This window comes from Rhizobium sp. O111, from assembly GCF_055616315.1.
In genome coordinates this window covers 452,310-469,602 of the sequence record NZ_JBSHXL010000003.1, presented here as the reverse complement: position 1 = coordinate 469,602, position 17,293 = coordinate 452,310, and the positions used below count along the sequence as shown (strand labels likewise).

The window sequence follows — 17,293 nt, the reverse complement described above, 5'->3', positions numbered from 1 at the left end:
TTCTATTCTAGTTCAAATGTGATCGATGGGGTGGACAGCCGCGGTCGTGGCCTGCCGCCGCGCAAACAGTGAGCTGAGTTTCTCGAGATAGAGATAGACAACCGGCGTGGTGTAGAGCGTCATCATCTGACTGATAATCAGGCCGCCAACGATGGTGTAGCCAAGAGGTTGTCGGAGCTCCGACCCTGTTCCATGGCCAAGCATGAGGGGGATGCCACCGAATAGCGCGGCGCACGTAGTCATGATGATTGGCCGGAAACGGAGAAGACAGGAATGTCGAATTGCTTCGGCGGGCGTCATTCCCAGATCGCGCTGGGCTTCGATCGCGAAATCGACGATCAGGATGCCGTTCTTTTTAACAATGCCGATCAAGAGCACTACGCCAATGAGAGCGATGATGGTGAAATCGAGACCAAAACCCCAGAGCATCGCAAGCGCTCCCAATCCGGCCGATGGAAGCGTTGAGAGGATCGTCAGAGGATGGACGTAGCTCTCATACAGCACCCCCAAGATGAGGTAGATGACACACAATGCCGCCAGTACCAGCAGCGGCTCGCTTGAAAGGGAAGACTGATACGCTTGAGCATTTCCTTGAAAGGTGCCGGTCAGGGTTGCCGGGGTTCCCAGCTCCTTCTCCGACTTCTCGATCGCGCTTACCGCCTCGCTCAAGGCGACCCCCTTAGCAAGATTGAACGACAGAGTGACGGAGGGAAACTGGCTCTGATGCGTGACAGCGAGCACTGCAGTTGGCTCGGTCGACTGCTTAACGAGCAGGTTGAGTGGAACCTGTTCGCCGGTAATCGGGGACTTAATGTACAACCCGTCAATCGCAGACGGTCCCTTCTGAAACTCTGGTGCGACCTCGAGAACCACATGGTAGCTGTTCACATCAGTGAAGTATTGAGCAACCTGGCGCTGTCCAAAGGCATCATAGAGTGTGTTATCGATCGTTTGTGTCTCGATTCCAAACCGTGCGGCCTGGTCGCGATCAATCGCAAGCGTCACCGTCGCCCCACCGTTCTGCTGGTCGGTCGCAACGTCGCTAAGTTCTGGGAGGGTCTTGAACTTGGCGAGTAGTTTGTCCGCCCATTCATTGAGCTCCGCCGCATTCCCATCCTGCAGAGTATACTGGTACTGGGTTGCGGATGAACGTCCGCCAACGTTGATATCCTGAGCAGCCTGAAGAAAGAGCTGGGCGCCGTTGATGCCAGCGAGTTTCGGGTGCAGCCTGAGAATGATGTCCGTTGCTGACGCCGAGCGTTCGTCGCGCGGCTTGAGCGTGATGAACATACGTCCCGTATTGACGGTCTGTCCCGAGCCACCGCCGACCGCCATTCCCACCGTGGCGACATCGGGGTCACTCTGGATAATCGAGCCTGCCTCCTTCTGGAGCCGAGCCATTTGATCAAAAGAGATGTCCTGGGATGCTTCCAGTACCCCTATGAGAAGGCCTGTATCCTGCGTCGGGAAAAAACCTTTTGGAATCTGGATGAACAGGACTGCGGTAGCGACGAGCGATGCGATGAATACGGAAAAGGTGACGAGGTGGAATCTGAGCGCAACGTCGAGGGTCCGTCGATATCCGGCAAGGAGTAAATCAAAGCCCTTTTCGAAAGCGTTGTAGATCGGACCATGTTTTGTCTGAGCTTCGGATTTGAGAAACCGCGCGGCCATCATCGGAGTAATCGTTAGTGAAACGATCGCGGAAACAATGATGGTCATTGTTACGGTTAGTGCAAACTCTTCGAACAGGCGGCCGACCAGCCCTCCCATCATAAGCAGTGGTATGAATACGGCTATCAGGGAGGCGCTGATCGACACAATCGTAAAACCGATTTCGGAAGCGCCCTCGGTGGCGGCGTCTTTCGGTGACTTGCCCATCTCGATATGACGTTGGATATTCTCTATCATGACAATGGCGTCGTCGACGACGAAGCCGATTGCAATGCTGAGTGCCATCAAGGAGAGGTTGTCGAGACTAAAGCCAGCCACGTACATCAGTGCAAGTGTTGTCATGAGCGCCAGCGGCACAGTCACGCTGGGAATTGCCGTCGCCCAGAAGTTTCGCAGGAACACGAAGATGACCATCACAACCAGTGCAATGGTGATCGCCAAGGTCTTCTCAACATCCGCGACTGATGCTTTGATCGTCTGTGTGCGGTCACTGAGGATCGACAGGTCGACTGCAGCTGGTGATATGGCCTTAAGGCTTGGGAGCGCCGCTTTGATCGCTGTAACGGTATCTATGACGTTCGCGCCCGGAAGCTTGAAGATAGGCAAGATGATAGCTGGTTTGCCGTTAGCCCATGCGGCAAGTTGCGTATTCTCGGGGCCGCCAACCGCTTGCCCGATATCCTTGATGCGCACCGGTGCGCCATTCTTGTAGGCAACGATGGCGTCATTCCACCCATCAGCCTGCAGGAGTTGGTCGTTGTCGTAGATCGTGTAAGTACGCGTAGCGCCCTGGATGGTGCCCTTGGGCGCATCACTAGACAGGCCGGATATCGCAGATCTGATGTCCTCTAATGCAAGGTTTTTCTCAGCGATCGCATTAGGGTTAACCTGGACGCGCACAGCTGGCTTTTGCTGACCAAAGACTAGAACTTGTGAGACGCCAGAGAGTTGGCTGATGTGCTGAGCGAGGACGTTCTCCGCATAATCGTCGACTGCGGTCATCGGCAATGCGTCGGAGGACAGAGCTAATATCAGCACAGGGGGATCCGCTGGGTTCACCTTTCTGTACGTTGGCGGCGATGGAAGGCCCGTTGGAAGCTGGCCCCCCGCAGCATTGATCGCAGTCTGCACGTCCTGAGCCGCACTGTCGACGTTTCGTGAAAGGTCGAACTGTAGCGTAATCGCGCTGCTCCCCAGTGTGCTTGTCGACGTCATCTGCGACACGCCGGGGATCTGAGCGAACTGGCGCTCAAGTGGCTGCGTCACGGATGTTGCCATCGTCTTGGGGTCCGCGCCTGGTAGCTGCGCAGATACCTGAATTGTCGGAAAGTCGACTTGGGGGAGTGCGGCGACAGGGAGAAACGGATAAGCGGCAACGCCAACGCCGAATAACGCAACCATGAAGAGCGATGTTGCGATCGGACGCTTGATGAACCAGGTGGAGATCGACACGGTCTACTCCTTATTCGCGACAGGTGCTGTGTAGCTAGTGGCGGTGACTTTGGTGCCGGGCGCTAATCGGTATTGCCCTGTCACCACCACCTTGTCCGACGGGGAGAGTCCTTCCTCCACCACTGCGTAGTCGTTTTCGATCGGCCCAGGTTTCACCTTCTTGATTTCCGTCTGGTCATTGGTGTCGACCACGTAGACAAAAAAGCCATCTGGGCCTCTTTGAAGTGCGGGAGAGGGTATGGTGAGAGCGTTCTTAATCATCTTCTCCGTGACCCGCACAGATACCGCCTGCCCGGGCCAAAGCTTCTCGTCGGGGTTTCCGAAGGTGGACTTTATTTTAATCGTGCCGGTAGCTTGGTCGATCTCGTTGTCAACGAGTAGAATGGTTCCTGTGCCGAGCTGCGTTGTACGGTCGACCGAGGCTGCAGCAACGGCGACAGGCCCTGAGGCCATCGCGGTACGAACCTTATCAAGGTCCGTTTCGCGCAATGTTGAAATGACGGATATTGGATCCGTTTGCGTAATCGTCACGATCGGCGTCGTGCTGGCAGCGGTTACCTGATTCCCGGGGTCGATCTGGCGAATCCCGGTACGACCTGAAAGAGGAGATCGGATCTCCGTGTATGAGAGCGATATCTCGGCGGATTCCTTCGCCGCTTGATCCTGTGCCAACTGCGCTGTCAGCGTTTGGACCTGAGCCTTTTGCTGCTCCAGAGCCTCTTGTGTTACGATCTCCTGGCCTGCAAGCTTAGAGTCTTTATTCAAGAGATAATTCGCGTAATTCAAGCTCGCTTGATCCTGCGAGATTTTGGCGATGGCTTGGTCGAGCGTCGCGCGAAACGGCCGGGGATCTATAACGGCGAGCAAGTCACCTTTTTTAACTTGCTGTCCCTCGACGAAGGCAACGCTTTCAAGCGGCCCGCTTATCTGTGGTGTGATATCCACGGTGTTTTCGGACTGCACCACACCCAGGCCATCGAGGTAAACTGGAACAGTCTGTAGCTTCGGTGTGGCGATCTGGACTGGAACGAGGGCGGGCGTGCCGTCGAGAGAGAACGCTGGAGTCGCTTGGAGGCCCAAGATCAACAGTGATGCGGCCATGGAACTAGTCGGCAGCGCAAGCCGCCGGTTCGAATTTCTGTGCCTTTGGTTCAATCCGGTGCCTATGCGCAACGAACCCATGTTCGAACTCCAGGTGTAAGGTGAAAACTTCAATCATGTCTGAGGGATAAGCGTTGCGGCGCTACCGCACGCGAGATCTCGTATCATGACATCGATGCCTCAAGACGATATCTCGGCCTCATGCAGTCTGCACCTATACGCAGGTCTAGGATGTGCTGTGCATTAGTTCGGCATTGTCGGGACATTGCTTTGAGGCACGCTTTCCGTTGTGGGTCGCCGACCCTGTCGTCACCATACCAAAGCATAGGTAGGCGAACCGACCGTATGATTCCGGTCGTGGGTGAATGTGAGCATTGTCGCCGGATTAGATTTTAACTGGAGATTAGAAATGCGATTGAAAAAGACAGCAACTGCTATGCGCAGCGCAGGTATGGCGGTAACGGGTATCGTTGTCGCTGCAACGCTTCTCGCGTCATGCACGACCGATGCCGGAACCGTGCAGAACAAGGAGAATAATCTCGCGGCTGCGGGCTTCGTTGTGCGCCCTGCCAATACCCCTGCGCGAGAAGCGATGCTGAAACGCCTCCCGCCAAATAAGTTCCTCACTCGCACACGCGGCAAGACTGTGAACTATGTCTACGCGGATCCATCAAACTGCAATTGCCTGTATGTTGGCACGCAACAGGCCTACAGCAAATATCGAATGGCCCAGCAACAGGAACGCATTGCAAACCGTAATCTGCTAGCTGCTCAAACCTACGCGGATGCTGATTGGGATTGGTCTCGATGGGGACCGTATTTCGACAATTTCGACGGTCCGTTCGGGCCAGGATTCGGGTGGTAAGACCGGCTACCGGGATTTTCATGTGGACCTGCGCCGCTCGGAAACACGTCCACGTGAAAAAATTCCGGACTACTGCGTCCGCCTTCTATGATAACGTCGGCTGGGACCACAATCCCGATCCACGACGTCTGAGGAGGGCGGACGCCCGAATGTCCGTGTGACGCGAGCGTCGGGGCATAGGTACCCCCCGGCCTTGCGCCGAGCGGGATGCGGGCGGCGGTAGCCAATTCGCCGCTTCAATTGACCGATGGACATCCTGCCACGACTTGAGCTCGGCGGGCAACTTTCCATTCTTCCATGGACGGGAAACGCATCCTTCCTCATAGACCGGAGAGACATCCTTTGCTTTGGCCAGTCGCGCTGTTCCGCGCCTGGCAATTTCGCATGCGGCGGCGCACGCATCTGGTACCTCGAACGCAAATTTGCCGATGGCAGATGGATATCCTCCCAAGACCTCAACAACCTGGATCCCGGCAAGTCTCGGTCGCCGGGTCAACATCTGGAGCCCGGTTGTTGCCGCTGGAGCGCAGCCTACCGAGCCCTTTCTCCAAGCCGATCGTTCAGCAGCGGTGCTTTCGTGCCATGCGGATTGCTCGATCCGACACTGCCGCGAGCGTCTCGCGCACGAGCTCGGGAGATGCATCGATTGGCAGGTCAAGCTTGACCAGTGCGTGCTCGAGAAGGGACGTCCCGTCTAGGCGGGACGGATCGACCAGGCTCTCGGCGACCGCGATGCCGATCCAGCTCGGACAGAGGTCAACGCCCAGCTTCGCCCGGCGATAGGTCGAATTCGCCTTCGACGCTGCGGCTGGTTTGGCAAAGCCTGGGGACCGAAATTGATGCTGATGTGCGTATCATCAATGGCATAGCTGACGTTAATTCGGTGCCTTTCATCGTTGCGGACGCAGATCTCAGCCAGTTGACGCATGATCGCCCCTCGATACCCTTCATACGCGGCAGGCGCAGCAAAGTTCTACGAGTGACTGTCTTCCCGAACCTTTCTCCACTTTCCTTCCTCGCAATTCTAACGAGGACCGTCGTCTCATCGATGAGATGAACATTTTGATTACCACGCGTTTCCCTCGGTCGCCATAGCCGACAAAGGGATGGGAGCGTCTACGGCGCCATTCCTCGGAGAAAAGTAATCCTTTTCGACGCCGCTCAAGCTCAGCGCGGCTACCGAAAGTCATTCTCCCGTCCGGGCGGACCTTGCGCTTCGAAATTCCAATTCTGGTGGCACATTGAGCGGTCCAAGTGTCGTAGGCCCCATCGCCGATAACACGCGCTTTGACTGATTTGTGTTATCCATTTCCCTGCGCGGCGAACCATCGGCCTTGGTTGCGTTCGCGTAAGCGGTGCCATTGCCACAGACTGCGAACGTCGTAACGCTTCTAGTCGGACTAAAGGCTCTTGAGGCATTCCAAACGATAATCCGGATAGTCCCTAAATCATGTTCAGCGGCGGGGAATTGCCCGCCGCTTTTGATTTCTCCAAAACCGTTTTAAAGGTAGCTCATCGGCTATTGCCGACCCCATTCCAGATTCCCGATAAATCAATGTATTCAATCGCCTCTGCTGCTTACAATGCACCGCGGCCCGGTGAATTTCCTTAGGCGAGCGGGTAAAGGCAAACTTTAGTCTAGGCCCCAAAACACCTGAGTATGATTTCGTCGCATGCCCAAAGATCATAGTTTCCTCTCACCGCAGACAAAGCGGTACCGACCGAAAAATCAGGACACAAGTTGCCCGTTGAGCAACGCAAAGCAAAGAGGATTGAAATCATGAACCGCGTATCGAAAATTGCAGTCGCCGCCGCTATCGCATCGCTCTCCTTCGCTGGCATCAGCTACGCTGATAGCGCAGCTATGAACTGGGGTCCCGAGCTGGAAAAGACCCTGACCACGTTCGACAAGGGCTTCGACGTCAAGCAGATCGGCGACTACCAGAACCAGAAGGTCGGTTCGGACGCAGAGGATACGACTATTCCTCGCTCCGCCGAAGCTGTCGAGCACATTCAGGCCGCCATCCGTTCTAACAAGCCGCTTGCCGCAAAGCTCGAAGCTAAAGGCGTAAACCTGAAGGACGTCGTCAACGCTCAGCAGGCAGCCGACGGCACTGTAACGTTCTGGACCCGCTAAAAGGTGCGATCTTAGTTCGGTGGAACTGAACTAAGGACTCTCGATCTCTTTGGTCGGCGCTTGCAGGTCTCCCATTGCAAGCGCCTTCCGCTCATCGCGCTCCTTTCAATGGGATCGCCAAACATTTCAAGATCCGAAAACTGAAAGGAAATAGTATGCGGACTCTTCTCATCGCGTCTGCCGCCATGGCGGTCATCTCTGTTGTCGGAGCTAGCACCGCATTTGCCGCCCCTCACGCTGAGGTGGGACGCCTCGATTGCGATGTTTCTGCTGGCATCGGTGTAATCATTGGTTCACAGCAAGAAGTGACTTGTGATTTCACGCCGACGGACGGTGGCGCCAAGGAAAGCTACAAGGGCAAGATCACTGAGTTTGGTCTCGATATTGGCGAGATCAGCAAAGAGAAGATGGCTTGGTTGGTGTTTGCACCGGCAGACCGCAACAAGGATGCACTTGCCGGAACGTATGCCGGTGTCAGCGCTGATGCTGCCGTTGGTCTTGGCCTTGGCGCAAAAGTGCTTGTAGGCGGCGAAAATGGTACCGTCTCGCTGCAGCCGGTTTCAGTGCAGGCCGAAGAGGGCTTCAACGTCGCGGCTGGAATTTCCGCACTAACGCTCCGGGCATCAAAGTAGAATTATAAGGGCGTGCACTTCATCAGTGGCACGCCCTTCCTGCTAGCGCGACGCTTCGCTCGAAGTTGGCGTGTACTGAACGATAACGAGCTAAAAATTGGTCGATAAGATGCCGCGTAACTCAAAACCTCCAATTGGTGCTGTGTCACAGCTGTGCGGCGGTTCATCTGTCAGAGACTCCGCTGACACTCTACGTGTTGATGCGATTTCGGGGCTGCCGCTAGAGCCGGAGCAGGCATGCCGAGTTCGCGATCTCAAGCCTGGCCTCGCAGACTACCTTCTTCGTGAATACCCGTCTCTAAAGCCAAATGATTACATCGATAAGGCCAGCATCGAGGATTTGCGTCGGCAGTATGTGATCGACGTCTTGAGAGAGGACAAAGGTGAGCTGACCACGCTTGAATCCGAGGTTGCTGAGAGTATTGCGACTAGAGAAACGCTCGCTGAGAATACGGAGCTGGAGTACGACGACAGTCAGGACTTTGGAGGTCGGGTTGCCGATTGGGTCGCCAGGGTCGGGGGAAGTTGGTCGTTCATTATTTTCTTTGGAAGTTTCCTCGCAATCTGGATGATAACAAACGTCTTACTCGGCACACATGAAGCCTTCGATGCCTATCCGTTCGTCCTACTAAACCTCGTGCTGTCAACTATAGCTGCATTCCAGGCGCCGGTGATCATGATGAGCCAGAGGCGTCAGGAGGCCAAGGACCGCTTGCGGGCTACTAACGACTACCAGGTCAACTTGAAGGCCGAGCTGGAAATTCGGCGGCTCCACGAGAAGGTCGACCATTTGATTTCCCGCCAGTGGAAGAAGCTGGATGAGATGCAGTCGCACGTAATCGAACTAAGCCGTAGCTCGGAAAACCAGGAGTTGGCCAAAAAGGGCAGGCGGCTGGCCTCCCGTGGTAAAACGGCGCCCTCCGTCAGCGAACCGTTCATTGCCAATCCAGAAGAGCCCTCACTTTAGGGTTTGGATTGACCGATCACCTTGGAGACGTTGAATGGCGCGAATTGTTCCTATCGCCATAATGATAGTTCTACTCGCGGGAGTGTTTGCACCGCTGTTCGTACGAGGCGATGACGAACAAATTCCTCCGGGCCAGCCGCTAGAGCGCAATCCATAGATCGTCTGCGGTTTGATGCAGCAGAGAAACCTGAAGTCCACGAAGCGGCTATTTATCCAGTCTTGAACCCAGCCTAGAGGAGCAATTTATGACCACATTGAATATAGACGCCACGTCTCTCAGCGCTCTCGAGCGTGTTAGAGCGAGCTGGGCATGGTTCGTCGCGCTAGGAATTGGTCTAATCGTTGTCGGATTCATCGCGAGTGCGCACTTGGTCGCGTCGACTATAGTGACCGTTCTGTATGTTGGGGCGATGATGTTGGTCGGCGCCATCTTTCAATTAACACACGCCTTCTCAGAACGAGGTTGGAAGCGCAAAATGCTGAGCATAGCGGGTGGCTTGTTTTATGGCCTGGCTAGTTTAGTGCTGATCTACGATCCTATTCTGTCGGCTTTAAACATTGCCCTTGTCTTGGGCGCTCTACTGGTCGCCGCAGGTGTAGTTAGGCTGATTTCAGCGATTCGGCATCGTTCTCACCGTGGCTGGGCATGGATTGCTGCGTCAGCAGTTGTAACGATCGTTGTCGGTTTGCTCGTACTCGTCACATGGCCGTCAGTAGGGCTGTGGCTGCTCGGAATGGTCTTGGCTGTCGACCTTGTCTTTCAGGGGTGGGGTTTCTTGGCCTTCGGCCTTGCCCTGAAGACGCGAGCGCCTCGACGCTAACAGTGTCAGTGAAAACGATGGTTGCGAAGTAAACTCTTGAAAACTTCCAAACCTTTAAGGCCCCAAAAATCCGGATGAATTCGATGCAAAAATCTTACCTTGCTTGTTTAGCTGCAATAGCCAGCTGCGCTTATGTCCCTTATGCGTTGGCCGAGACAAATAGTCGAGCCAATGGATCCCAGAGTTTGAAGACGGTCGGCCAGGTAAGCAAACCAGAGACGTCAGCCTCTTTGGTCGTTATAAATGCTAACAGTGCAAAGCTCGACGGCGACAAACTCGTTCTCACTGGTGTCGCGGCTAGCGCGATTGTGTTTTCTGAACGTCCGCAGAAAGCGGCAGGACACCTCGCAACCGGAGACCTCATCGAGCAATGGGGACAGGGACCAGATAATTTCGATGATGATCCTCCTAACGCCACGATCTCGGTTTTAGGACCTGGCAAGGAACCGTCAGACGCCGTCGTGACACTTAAACACCCCGAACTGGAAGGTACGACGCTGACGTTTGAGGTCTCTGTTTTGGAGGGATCTCTTCAGGGGGAATCAGGGCCAGCAGCGTTGTTTATCGATCACTGGCGGGGGTGGCGCGGCGCAGGGCTTTACGGTCTCGGACTGGCTTCAGGAGCCGCTATCGGCGCCGCCATTTTGCGACCATCGCCGCCTCCGGCCCCTGTCTACGTCTCGCCGGAGCCCTACTACGAGTATCCGCCGGTTGTGCCTGCGTCATGTCCTGCTGGTTATTGGCTCGGTCCATGGGGAGAATGCCGCGACACGCCGTATCACGGTAGGCTGCCAAATGGCGGATGGCAGTAAGAGCTTTCGTATAGACACGGAGATGGGATTGGGTGTGCACCCAGTCCCATATGAATTTGCGTTTGTCCCACGCATGACCAACGCGTGCCGTGCTCGATGCGTGCCACATAAGCTATCGAGCTAATCTCGTCTGATGACGGCGATGCACCGACGTCACCTAACCGTCGCTAGATACCATACTACAGTTTAGGTTCTTCAATACCTGTTGGGAATGTCGAACGGACAATAGTTCGCCTAGCTTGGTCATGCGTCCAACATTTTGGATCTTCGCCTCTTAATGGAGAGAACATCATGACCAGCCAATCACTCATCTCGCGCCGTCAGTCACCACTAGCAACGCCAACCGATCTCGGTGCAATCGCTACCAAGGAGATTGCCGCATCACTGACTGCACTTCTTGCAGATGTGTTCGCACTTTATCTCAAGACTAAGAATTTCCACTGGCACATGTCCGGTCCTAACTTTCGCGACTATCACCTGCTGCTTGACGAGCACGGCGATCAGCTGTTTGCAATGACTGATGTTATCGCCGAACGGGCTCGCAAGGTCGGCGGTACGACGCTCCGCTCGATTGGGCATGCGGCACGCCTTCAGCGAATTGCTGATAACGATGCAAGTTTCGTGACGCCCGATGACATGCTCGCTGAGCTTCGCGAAGATAACAAGCAGCTCGCCATCACTCTTCGTCAGCTACATGAGACGACGTCAGAGCACAATGACTATGCATCGACCAGCATTATCGAGAACTGGATCGATGAAACAGAACGGCGCGTGTGGTTTCTATTCGAGATATCAAGATCTCTCTAGTCGCGTCGCAAGACCGCTCACCCACCCCACTCCGAGCACTCAAATCCAATGTCACAAACGTCAAACTAACCTGACGTTCATGAACGACAACAACTCTCTAGGAGAAACTTCATGATCACAATTCTTGCTAAGCATAAAGCGTCGGCCCTCCTCGGTGTCGCCATCATTCTCGGTGCAGCTGCGATGACGTCGGAGGAGATGACTTCGAAAGCCTTCGCTGCACAGCAGGAGCAAAATGGCACTACGGGCACCGTGGCTGCTGTGGTCGAGGCGGATAAGCCCGCTGTCGTCACAATCACTTCAACTATGAAAGCCGACGATGGCGACACTCAAGGTGGTTCGCCAATGGATGAGCAATTCCGCCGGTTCTTCCAGGAACAGGGCATTCCGCTACCTCACCAGCAGCAAGAGCAGAAGGGTCGGAAGGCGATGGCGCTTGGCTCCGGCTTCATAATCAACTCTGACGGGATAATCGTCACGAACAATCACGTGATTGACAAGGCGACGAGTATAAAAGTTGCTCTAGACGACGGGACTGAATTTCCAGCCAAGCTTCTCGGTGCGGACCCAAAGTCTGATCTCGCCGTGCTCAAAGTTGATTCACCAAGAAAGTTGCCGATCGTAGAGTGGGGTGATTCCGACAAGTTAAAGTTGGGTGATCCGATTGTCGCGATTGGTAATCCATTTGGGATTGGCACAACCGTGACGGCTGGAATCGTATCGGCTCGCGGTCGTGACCTTCATAGTGGCCCGTATGACGACTTCATCCAGATCGATGCACCGATTAACCACGGCAACTCAGGTGGTCCACTGGTGAACTTGGAAGGGAAGGTCGTTGGGATCAACACCGCAATTTATTCACCCAACGGCGGTAGCGTCGGCGTTGGCTTTGCCATTCCATCGGATGAAGCGAAAGTAATTGTCGCGAAGTTGGAGAAGAGCGGTACGATTGATCACGGTTACATCGGCGTACAGATTCAGCCTGTCACGAAGGAGATCGCGGATGCCGTAGGTCTGGAAAAGCCCGAGGGGGCATTGATCGCTGATGTAAGCTCCGGCACACCGGCCGCCCGTGCTGGGCTGAAGTCGGGAGATATCGTTACCGCGATCGGTGACAAGTCGGTGCGCACGCCCAAAGACCTATCTCGGTTCGTAGCTGACATGTCCCCGAGCGACAAAGAGACACTGACCGTCTGGCGGGATGGAAAATCCGTCGACTTGAAAGTTGTGATCGGCGGCAACGAGGGAGAGGCCAAACAGGTCGCGGCTGAGAAGAGTGACCCGAGCCAGCCGAGCATCGGTGTCGGTCTTGCTAACCTCACGCCTGATATTCGCGAGCGCCTTAATCTTCCGGCGGATGCGAAAGGGGTTGCTGTCGCCAGCGTCAATCCAGACAAGCCTGCGGCAGATGCTGGCATTCAGACCGGTGACATCATTCTTTCTATCAATTCCAAGTCGGTCAACAGCGCTGACGAGGTGAAGGAAGCCGTCGGCGAGGTCGCGAAGAGTGGCCGGAAATCGGTCCTCCTGCAGATCGAGCGGGACGGAAAGAAGACTTTCGTCGCCGTTCCATTCGCCGCATCTTGATACGATTGGCAGGAACCCCGTTGCTATCCGAACGGGGTTCCTGCAACTAACTGGCGTCAATCGGAAATCTGAAGACGATCTCTGCCGGACAAACTAGCGTTATCTGCATTGCCAGTCTCTTCCCACGACCACGACAGTGCATATCGCTTAGGCTGCAGCGTCAGCAGTCGTAGTGCTCCGTACCGCCTACACCGATGCGCTCGGGTGAACGCGCGGGCTCGGCTTGCCGGAAACCAGGTTGGCGGGCTCTAACGGGTAGGGTTCCACCATCGGCAACACCTCGCTTGATGCCCCAGATGCGTACTTGGCCGCCGGTGGAACGGCTTGCCCACTGTGCCACGCAAGCTGTGACGTCGCGTCGGGGTTGCAGGGCAAACCCCTGACTGTCTGCCGATATTCGAAGTCTCGTGAAGCAAGCGTCCCCAATGTCTTTCCTTGGCGACTTTCTCGATTCCATATCAGTGCGCCAGACGAAAAGGGCTGTATCAGCGCGAGTTGCGTGCCGACGCGTTGGCTGCTTACGGTTCGAAGCTCAAGCAGAAAGATCCGGTATCCGGATTTTAGTGTGGAACTGGAACTGGCCAACGGTTCGACGTAACTGGCGACTTCGCCCTGGGGTTGCCGAATGGGCCTTTGACGGCCTGCCGATTTTCGAAGTCTCATTAAGGAAGTGCCGCCTGATGCCTTCCTTTGCAGACCATCTCCATTCCATATCGACGCTCGAGCGATGACCGTATGTATCTCATCGAGCTACGCCGAGTTTATTCTGCGGCGGTCCGTACAGCGTATGCCAACGCGGTGGCTGCCGACGGTTCGAAGCTGAAGAAGAAAGATTTGCGCGATCTGGTGAAGAGCCGTTTCTTGGGTGGTATCGTCGACGCTTGGCTGCTGCACTGCGCGACGCTCGAAGGAATGGATCAAACGTAAACTTCGATCCGACGGCAAGATGGTGTTCGGGTCCCGAGCAGGGTTGGAGCGCCGCCGCAAAGGACTGATCACCAGCGCCGAATGGCGTGAGATGCGACTGCGTCCGCTCTGCTTCCGAGGCGATAGCACCCAGCTCGGCAATCGTCATTTTCGCTTAACGCCGGACGCTAGAACCTGCCTCCTGAGGATCTATGGCCGGGAAATCCGGTTGGAACTACCCGCCATGACAGGAAACACCGGAGAAGTGTTGCGTCAGGCGTCTGAACTTGCAGCTGATAAAAAGATCAATCTCACCTTCAAGCTTGATGGGAAGAGACTGCACATGACCGTGGACTACAATGATCTTCCGAACCATCCACAGCGCCGAAGACCTGTTGAGGCGCTTCCTTGCGGATGCCTTGGCATCGACCTCAACCCGAACTGGATTGGGATCGCTGCAGCCGAGAACCGCAGCGATCCGACGTCGCTCGGAGCTACGGCACTTTTGGAACACGCTCTCGTGAAACTTGACCTCGCAGTCGATGCGTCACCTCAGTTGGTGCGCGAGACGCTGGCGGTTGTCGCTGACCAGGCGATCTCGATGGCGCGGAAACACCGGTGTGGCACCATTGCCTTGGAGAAGGGCTGGGTAAACTTCGGTCCAGCGGCAGAAACAGGAGCCTCAACCGGCTACTGAACTACTGAGCTCGAACAATCTTCGTCGCCATGCTGACGCGCCGTGCGCGTCTGGCTGGAATCACTGTCATCGAAGTCTGGGCTCGATACTCCTCCACCATCGTAACTCCCATTTGAGGCACCTTAGGCCTTACGCGCCAGCCACAGAAGTTGCCGAGCGCGGGATAACGCGCCCGGCCAACGTCATGGATGTCTTCTCGCGTTCAGAGGGGTCGTCGGCGAGCCTACGGAAGAATTTGCCGCTGCCGTCTATAACGACAGGGAGACGGGCTTTAGCTTGTTAAGGACTGCGAAAGGCGGCGCATGAGGCCTACAGCCAGGAGCGTTGTTAATGCAATTGAGAAAACAATCGACGCAAACTGGCTCACCGTGACAAAATCAAATCCTTCTACATTCGCGAGCAAGAAGCTCGCGCATGTCAGAACTGTGCAAGCTATTCCGATGTAAGTGACGCCTAATCGAGAAAAGGCTCTCGTCGACAGAACGATCAGCGGCAGATACAATACACTTACTACAGGATCGAACGGTCCTGCGACGTCCAGAAGAAAAACTGCGGCGAGTGCCACCGGGACTGTAAACATGAACCACAATGGCGTGTGGCTTTCCTTGGGCATCTTAACACTCCGATCGGGAAAGAGGGGAAGACTCGTGCTCTCTAGCCGCTCTGGCTGGAGCACTCTCGCTAGGTCATTTCACTTGTCGGCAGGGCCGATAGAAACTGGCAGTCAGGCGGCGGCCCTCCGCAGCGAGCTGGGTGTCATACCGAGCCTCTTGCGAAACAGCGTGCAAAGATGAGCCTGATCGACAAGGCCGCAGTCGATCGCAATTTCGCAGAGCGGGAGGCTGGTGGTAAGCAACAGATGCCTGGCGTGATCCACGCGACGAGCGATAATGTACTGATGGGGCGCCTGACCAAACACCGCTTTGAATGCAGTGGCGAAATAGCTTGAGCTCAGGCGAACAAGATTGGCGAGTTCATCGATTCTAATCGTTGTCGAGAGGTTGTCGTCTATAAAATCAACCACCCGACGGATTTGCCAAGGAGCCAGTGTGCCGCGGTTTCGGTTTGGCGAGCTTGGATGGAGAAATTTCAGCTTGTCCGAGAGAGTCTCTGGCAAGGCCGTTGGAGCGGCGGATTTGCAGATGCTTATTTGGGAATGAGCGTTCAAAGCGATTACCTCAGCAGTTTAATAATTTCGCTGATTTTGCTTTGTTTTTCCTCGAAACTCGACTGAACCAAGGGCTCGCGGGCATGGACCTTTGTATAGGTGCGGGGAAGTCCGGTGTTTGCTAGCTGCCCCGTTCGCTGCGTTTTTAGGAGGCTTTTGTTCCAGAAGCCGTCGATCTAGATGGCCGGAGCTGAAGTTGGCCATAGCTGGAGAAGGTGCGACGTTGCATGAGTGTTATAACGCCCATTCCCGAAATTCCCGAGGCTATCAGGATCATCACAACGATCAGGAACTGATAAATTCCAGCGTATAGTGGACTGGATCCTGAGACCATCATCCCTGCCATAACGCCAGGGATCCAAACTAAGCCAAGCGATTTGAGCATATCAAGCCGGGGAAGCAAACTAGCATAAACCGCAGTTTGAATGTAGGGCGCCGCACTGACCGAGGGCTCCGCGCCAAGGCAAAGCGCCGCCTCAATTTGTCCTTGATGGCTGTAGACATCCGCACGGAAGCGTTCCATTGCCTGTGCGCACGCATTCATACTGTTAGCGATTATCATACTCCCGACAGGAACAAGAACCGAGATGTTGGCATCAAGGCTTTTCGACACCAGCATGAACGCAATAGCGGATCCGCCGCCCGCGCCAATGGAATAAAGCGATACTTCGAAAGCATATGGAATATCGGTGAAACGCCTCGATGCGGTAACCGCCGCCGCTACCACCATCGCAAGAAGGATCAGCACCCCAATCATCAGGCTGCCCTTTAGCAAAACCGCAAGCAACAGGCCCACAATGCACATTTGAACCAGGCCACGAAGCAATGAGATACGCGTTTCAGCCAAAACATCAACGCTGAACCGTCGACAGATCAACACCACGCCAAGGGCGAGTGCCGCTGCAAACGCCGCTTGAATCGTGACGGTGATGACTTCGGGGTCAATGAGGTTCGTAAGCATCCAACACCTCCTTCGTTGGGCCGAGCGCTGTCACCTTACCGTTCACCAAGTACATAGTTCGAGGCGCGATCCTCGCAGCCTGAGCCACATTGTGTGTGACGATCAAACACGCCATTTTCCGCTCGGCTGCGATATCCACAACCAAACGTTCGATACCCCGTGCCGTATCCTCATCCAGTGCCGATGTCGGTTCATCCAGAAGGAGGACGTCGGGCATATTCGCCAGCGTTCTCGCGAAGGACACTCGCTGAGCTTCACCTCCCGATAAGGTTGTAACGTCGTGATTTTCGTAGCCGGTCAATCCGACTTGGCTTAGCAATGCATCGATTTGACCGTCAGTGACCGTTTCTCGGTGCTGCGTTGGACCAAAAAGCAGGTTCTGCTTTACCGAGCCCGGAAACAAGTTGGCCGCTTGCATGACCATGCCGACACGCTTGCGGAGTACTGATGGTCCAATCTCCGTATAATCCTGTCCACAAACCAGAACTAATCCCGATGAAGGTTCGTCGAGCCGATTGGTCAGCCGTAAAAATGAGGATTTTCCCGCACCACTCGGGCCTGTGATCGCCAGGATCTCTCCTTGGGCAATCGACACAGAGACGTTGTCGACAAGAGTTCGATCCCCAACTTTGCGACTGAGGCTCCGAGTCTCTATGAGCGCGGTCGATTTTTCGTGGGAGCCGTCCGTTTGCATGCTCATGCGAGA

At 55.2% G+C, this 17,293-nt stretch carries 16 protein-coding genes; 10 read left to right on the top strand and 6 right to left on the bottom strand.

Going from position 1 to position 17,293, the window contains the following annotated elements:
- Window positions 1–12: 12 nt before the first annotated feature.
- Window positions 13–3,126: an efflux RND transporter permease subunit gene (locus tag ACVTFQ_RS27940; RefSeq protein WP_470424313.1), complete on the bottom strand. Its 3,114-nt coding sequence runs from the start codon at window positions 3,124–3,126 to the stop codon at window positions 13–15.
- Window positions 3,127–3,129: 3 nt separating this feature from the next.
- A complete protein-coding gene (locus tag ACVTFQ_RS27935) occupies window positions 3,130–4,308 on the bottom strand; it encodes an efflux RND transporter periplasmic adaptor subunit (RefSeq protein ID WP_112980945.1) in 1,179 nt (392 codons plus the stop codon).
- A 328-nt stretch (window positions 4,309–4,636) separates the two neighbouring features.
- On the opposite strand from ACVTFQ_RS27935, the gene ACVTFQ_RS27930 reads away from it, so the two are divergent.
- From ACVTFQ_RS27930 to ACVTFQ_RS27885, 10 genes are all read left to right on the top strand, one after another.
- Window positions 4,637–5,092 carry a hypothetical protein gene (locus tag ACVTFQ_RS27930; RefSeq protein ID WP_112949913.1) on the top strand — a complete coding sequence of 152 codons (456 nt, stop codon included), beginning with the start codon at window positions 4,637–4,639 and terminating at the stop codon, window positions 5,090–5,092.
- A 1,780-nt stretch (window positions 5,093–6,872) separates the two neighbouring features.
- Window positions 6,873–7,229, top strand: a complete 357-nt coding sequence (locus ACVTFQ_RS27925) for a hypothetical protein (RefSeq protein ID WP_112949914.1) — start codon at window positions 6,873–6,875, stop codon at window positions 7,227–7,229.
- A gap of 155 nt (window positions 7,230–7,384) precedes the next feature.
- Window positions 7,385–7,861, top strand: coding sequence for a DUF992 domain-containing protein (locus ACVTFQ_RS27920; protein ID WP_112949915.1), 477 nt, complete (start codon window positions 7,385–7,387; stop codon window positions 7,859–7,861).
- A 97-nt stretch (window positions 7,862–7,958) separates the two neighbouring features.
- Entirely contained in the window at window positions 7,959–8,828 is an 870-nt protein-coding gene (locus ACVTFQ_RS27915) for a DUF1003 domain-containing protein (protein ID WP_470424312.1), read from the top strand.
- A 245-nt stretch (window positions 8,829–9,073) separates the two neighbouring features.
- Window positions 9,074–9,649: an HdeD family acid-resistance protein gene (locus ACVTFQ_RS27910; protein WP_112980944.1), complete on the top strand. Its 576-nt coding sequence runs from the start codon at window positions 9,074–9,076 to the stop codon at window positions 9,647–9,649.
- A 74-nt stretch (window positions 9,650–9,723) separates the two neighbouring features.
- Complete coding sequence (locus tag ACVTFQ_RS27905; RefSeq protein ID WP_470424645.1) at window positions 9,724–10,461, top strand: hypothetical protein; 738 nt, start codon at window positions 9,724–9,726, stop codon at window positions 10,459–10,461.
- A gap of 291 nt (window positions 10,462–10,752) precedes the next feature.
- Complete coding sequence (locus ACVTFQ_RS27900; RefSeq protein ID WP_112949918.1) at window positions 10,753–11,268, top strand: Dps family protein; 516 nt, start codon at window positions 10,753–10,755, stop codon at window positions 11,266–11,268.
- Between the two features lie 111 nt (window positions 11,269–11,379).
- Window positions 11,380–12,855, top strand: a complete 1,476-nt coding sequence (locus ACVTFQ_RS27895; RefSeq protein ID WP_112980943.1) for a DegQ family serine endoprotease — start codon at window positions 11,380–11,382, stop codon at window positions 12,853–12,855.
- A gap of 735 nt (window positions 12,856–13,590) precedes the next feature.
- Window positions 13,591–13,782, top strand: a complete 192-nt coding sequence (locus ACVTFQ_RS27890; RefSeq protein ID WP_470424311.1) for a hypothetical protein — start codon at window positions 13,591–13,593, stop codon at window positions 13,780–13,782.
- A gap of 223 nt (window positions 13,783–14,005) precedes the next feature.
- A complete protein-coding gene (locus ACVTFQ_RS27885) occupies window positions 14,006–14,458 on the top strand; it encodes a hypothetical protein (RefSeq protein ID WP_470424310.1) in 453 nt (150 codons plus the stop codon).
- Window positions 14,459–14,729: 271 nt separating this feature from the next.
- On the opposite strand, the gene ACVTFQ_RS27880 is transcribed toward ACVTFQ_RS27885, so the two are convergent.
- The 4 genes from ACVTFQ_RS27880 to ACVTFQ_RS27865 form a co-directional block, all read right to left on the bottom strand.
- Window positions 14,730–15,071 carry a hypothetical protein gene (locus ACVTFQ_RS27880; RefSeq protein ID WP_470424309.1) on the bottom strand — a complete coding sequence of 114 codons (342 nt, stop codon included), beginning with the start codon at window positions 15,069–15,071 and terminating at the stop codon, window positions 14,730–14,732.
- Between the two features lie 111 nt (window positions 15,072–15,182).
- On the bottom strand, window positions 15,183–15,626 hold the full coding sequence (locus tag ACVTFQ_RS27875; protein ID WP_162724626.1) for a helix-turn-helix domain-containing protein: 444 nt from the start codon (window positions 15,624–15,626) through the stop codon (window positions 15,183–15,185).
- A gap of 145 nt (window positions 15,627–15,771) precedes the next feature.
- Complete coding sequence (locus tag ACVTFQ_RS27870; RefSeq protein ID WP_113201177.1) at window positions 15,772–16,587, bottom strand: ABC transporter permease; 816 nt, start codon at window positions 16,585–16,587, stop codon at window positions 15,772–15,774.
- The gene (locus tag ACVTFQ_RS27865) at window positions 16,568–17,287 is read right to left on the bottom strand and encodes an ABC transporter ATP-binding protein (protein WP_470424308.1); all 720 of its coding nucleotides are present in this window, start codon (window positions 17,285–17,287) and stop codon (window positions 16,568–16,570) included. Before ACVTFQ_RS27865 ends, ACVTFQ_RS27870 begins: the two co-directional genes overlap by 20 nt.
- Window positions 17,288–17,293: the final 6 nt, after the last annotated feature.

What these genes read in the sequence shown, in the direction of transcription:
- ACVTFQ_RS27885 (WP_470424310.1), top strand. Translation starts at nt 14,006, where the DNA reads ATGACAGGAAACACCGGAGAAGTGTTGCGTCAGGCGTCTGAACTTGCA.
- ACVTFQ_RS27900 (WP_112949918.1), top strand. Translation starts at nt 10,753, where the DNA reads ATGACCAGCCAATCACTCATCTCGCGCCGTCAGTCACCACTAGCAACG.
- ACVTFQ_RS27920 (WP_112949915.1), top strand. Translation starts at nt 7,385, where the DNA reads ATGCGGACTCTTCTCATCGCGTCTGCCGCCATGGCGGTCATCTCTGTT.
- ACVTFQ_RS27910 (WP_112980944.1), top strand. Translation starts at nt 9,074, where the DNA reads ATGACCACATTGAATATAGACGCCACGTCTCTCAGCGCTCTCGAGCGT.
- ACVTFQ_RS27895 (WP_112980943.1), top strand. Translation starts at nt 11,380, where the DNA reads ATGATCACAATTCTTGCTAAGCATAAAGCGTCGGCCCTCCTCGGTGTC.
- ACVTFQ_RS27880 (WP_470424309.1), bottom strand. Translation starts at nt 15,071, where the DNA reads ATGCCCAAGGAAAGCCACACGCCATTGTGGTTCATGTTTACAGTCCCG.
- ACVTFQ_RS27925 (WP_112949914.1), top strand. Translation starts at nt 6,873, where the DNA reads ATGAACCGCGTATCGAAAATTGCAGTCGCCGCCGCTATCGCATCGCTC.
- ACVTFQ_RS27935 (WP_112980945.1), bottom strand. Translation starts at nt 4,308, where the DNA reads ATGGGTTCGTTGCGCATAGGCACCGGATTGAACCAAAGGCACAGAAAT.
- ACVTFQ_RS27905 (WP_470424645.1), top strand. Translation starts at nt 9,724, where the DNA reads ATGAATTCGATGCAAAAATCTTACCTTGCTTGTTTAGCTGCAATAGCC.
- ACVTFQ_RS27865 (WP_470424308.1), bottom strand. Translation starts at nt 17,287, where the DNA reads ATGAGCATGCAAACGGACGGCTCCCACGAAAAATCGACCGCGCTCATA.
- ACVTFQ_RS27890 (WP_470424311.1), top strand. Translation starts at nt 13,591, where the DNA reads ATGTATCTCATCGAGCTACGCCGAGTTTATTCTGCGGCGGTCCGTACA.
- ACVTFQ_RS27870 (WP_113201177.1), bottom strand. Translation starts at nt 16,587, where the DNA reads ATGCTTACGAACCTCATTGACCCCGAAGTCATCACCGTCACGATTCAA.
- ACVTFQ_RS27930 (WP_112949913.1), top strand. Translation starts at nt 4,637, where the DNA reads ATGCGATTGAAAAAGACAGCAACTGCTATGCGCAGCGCAGGTATGGCG.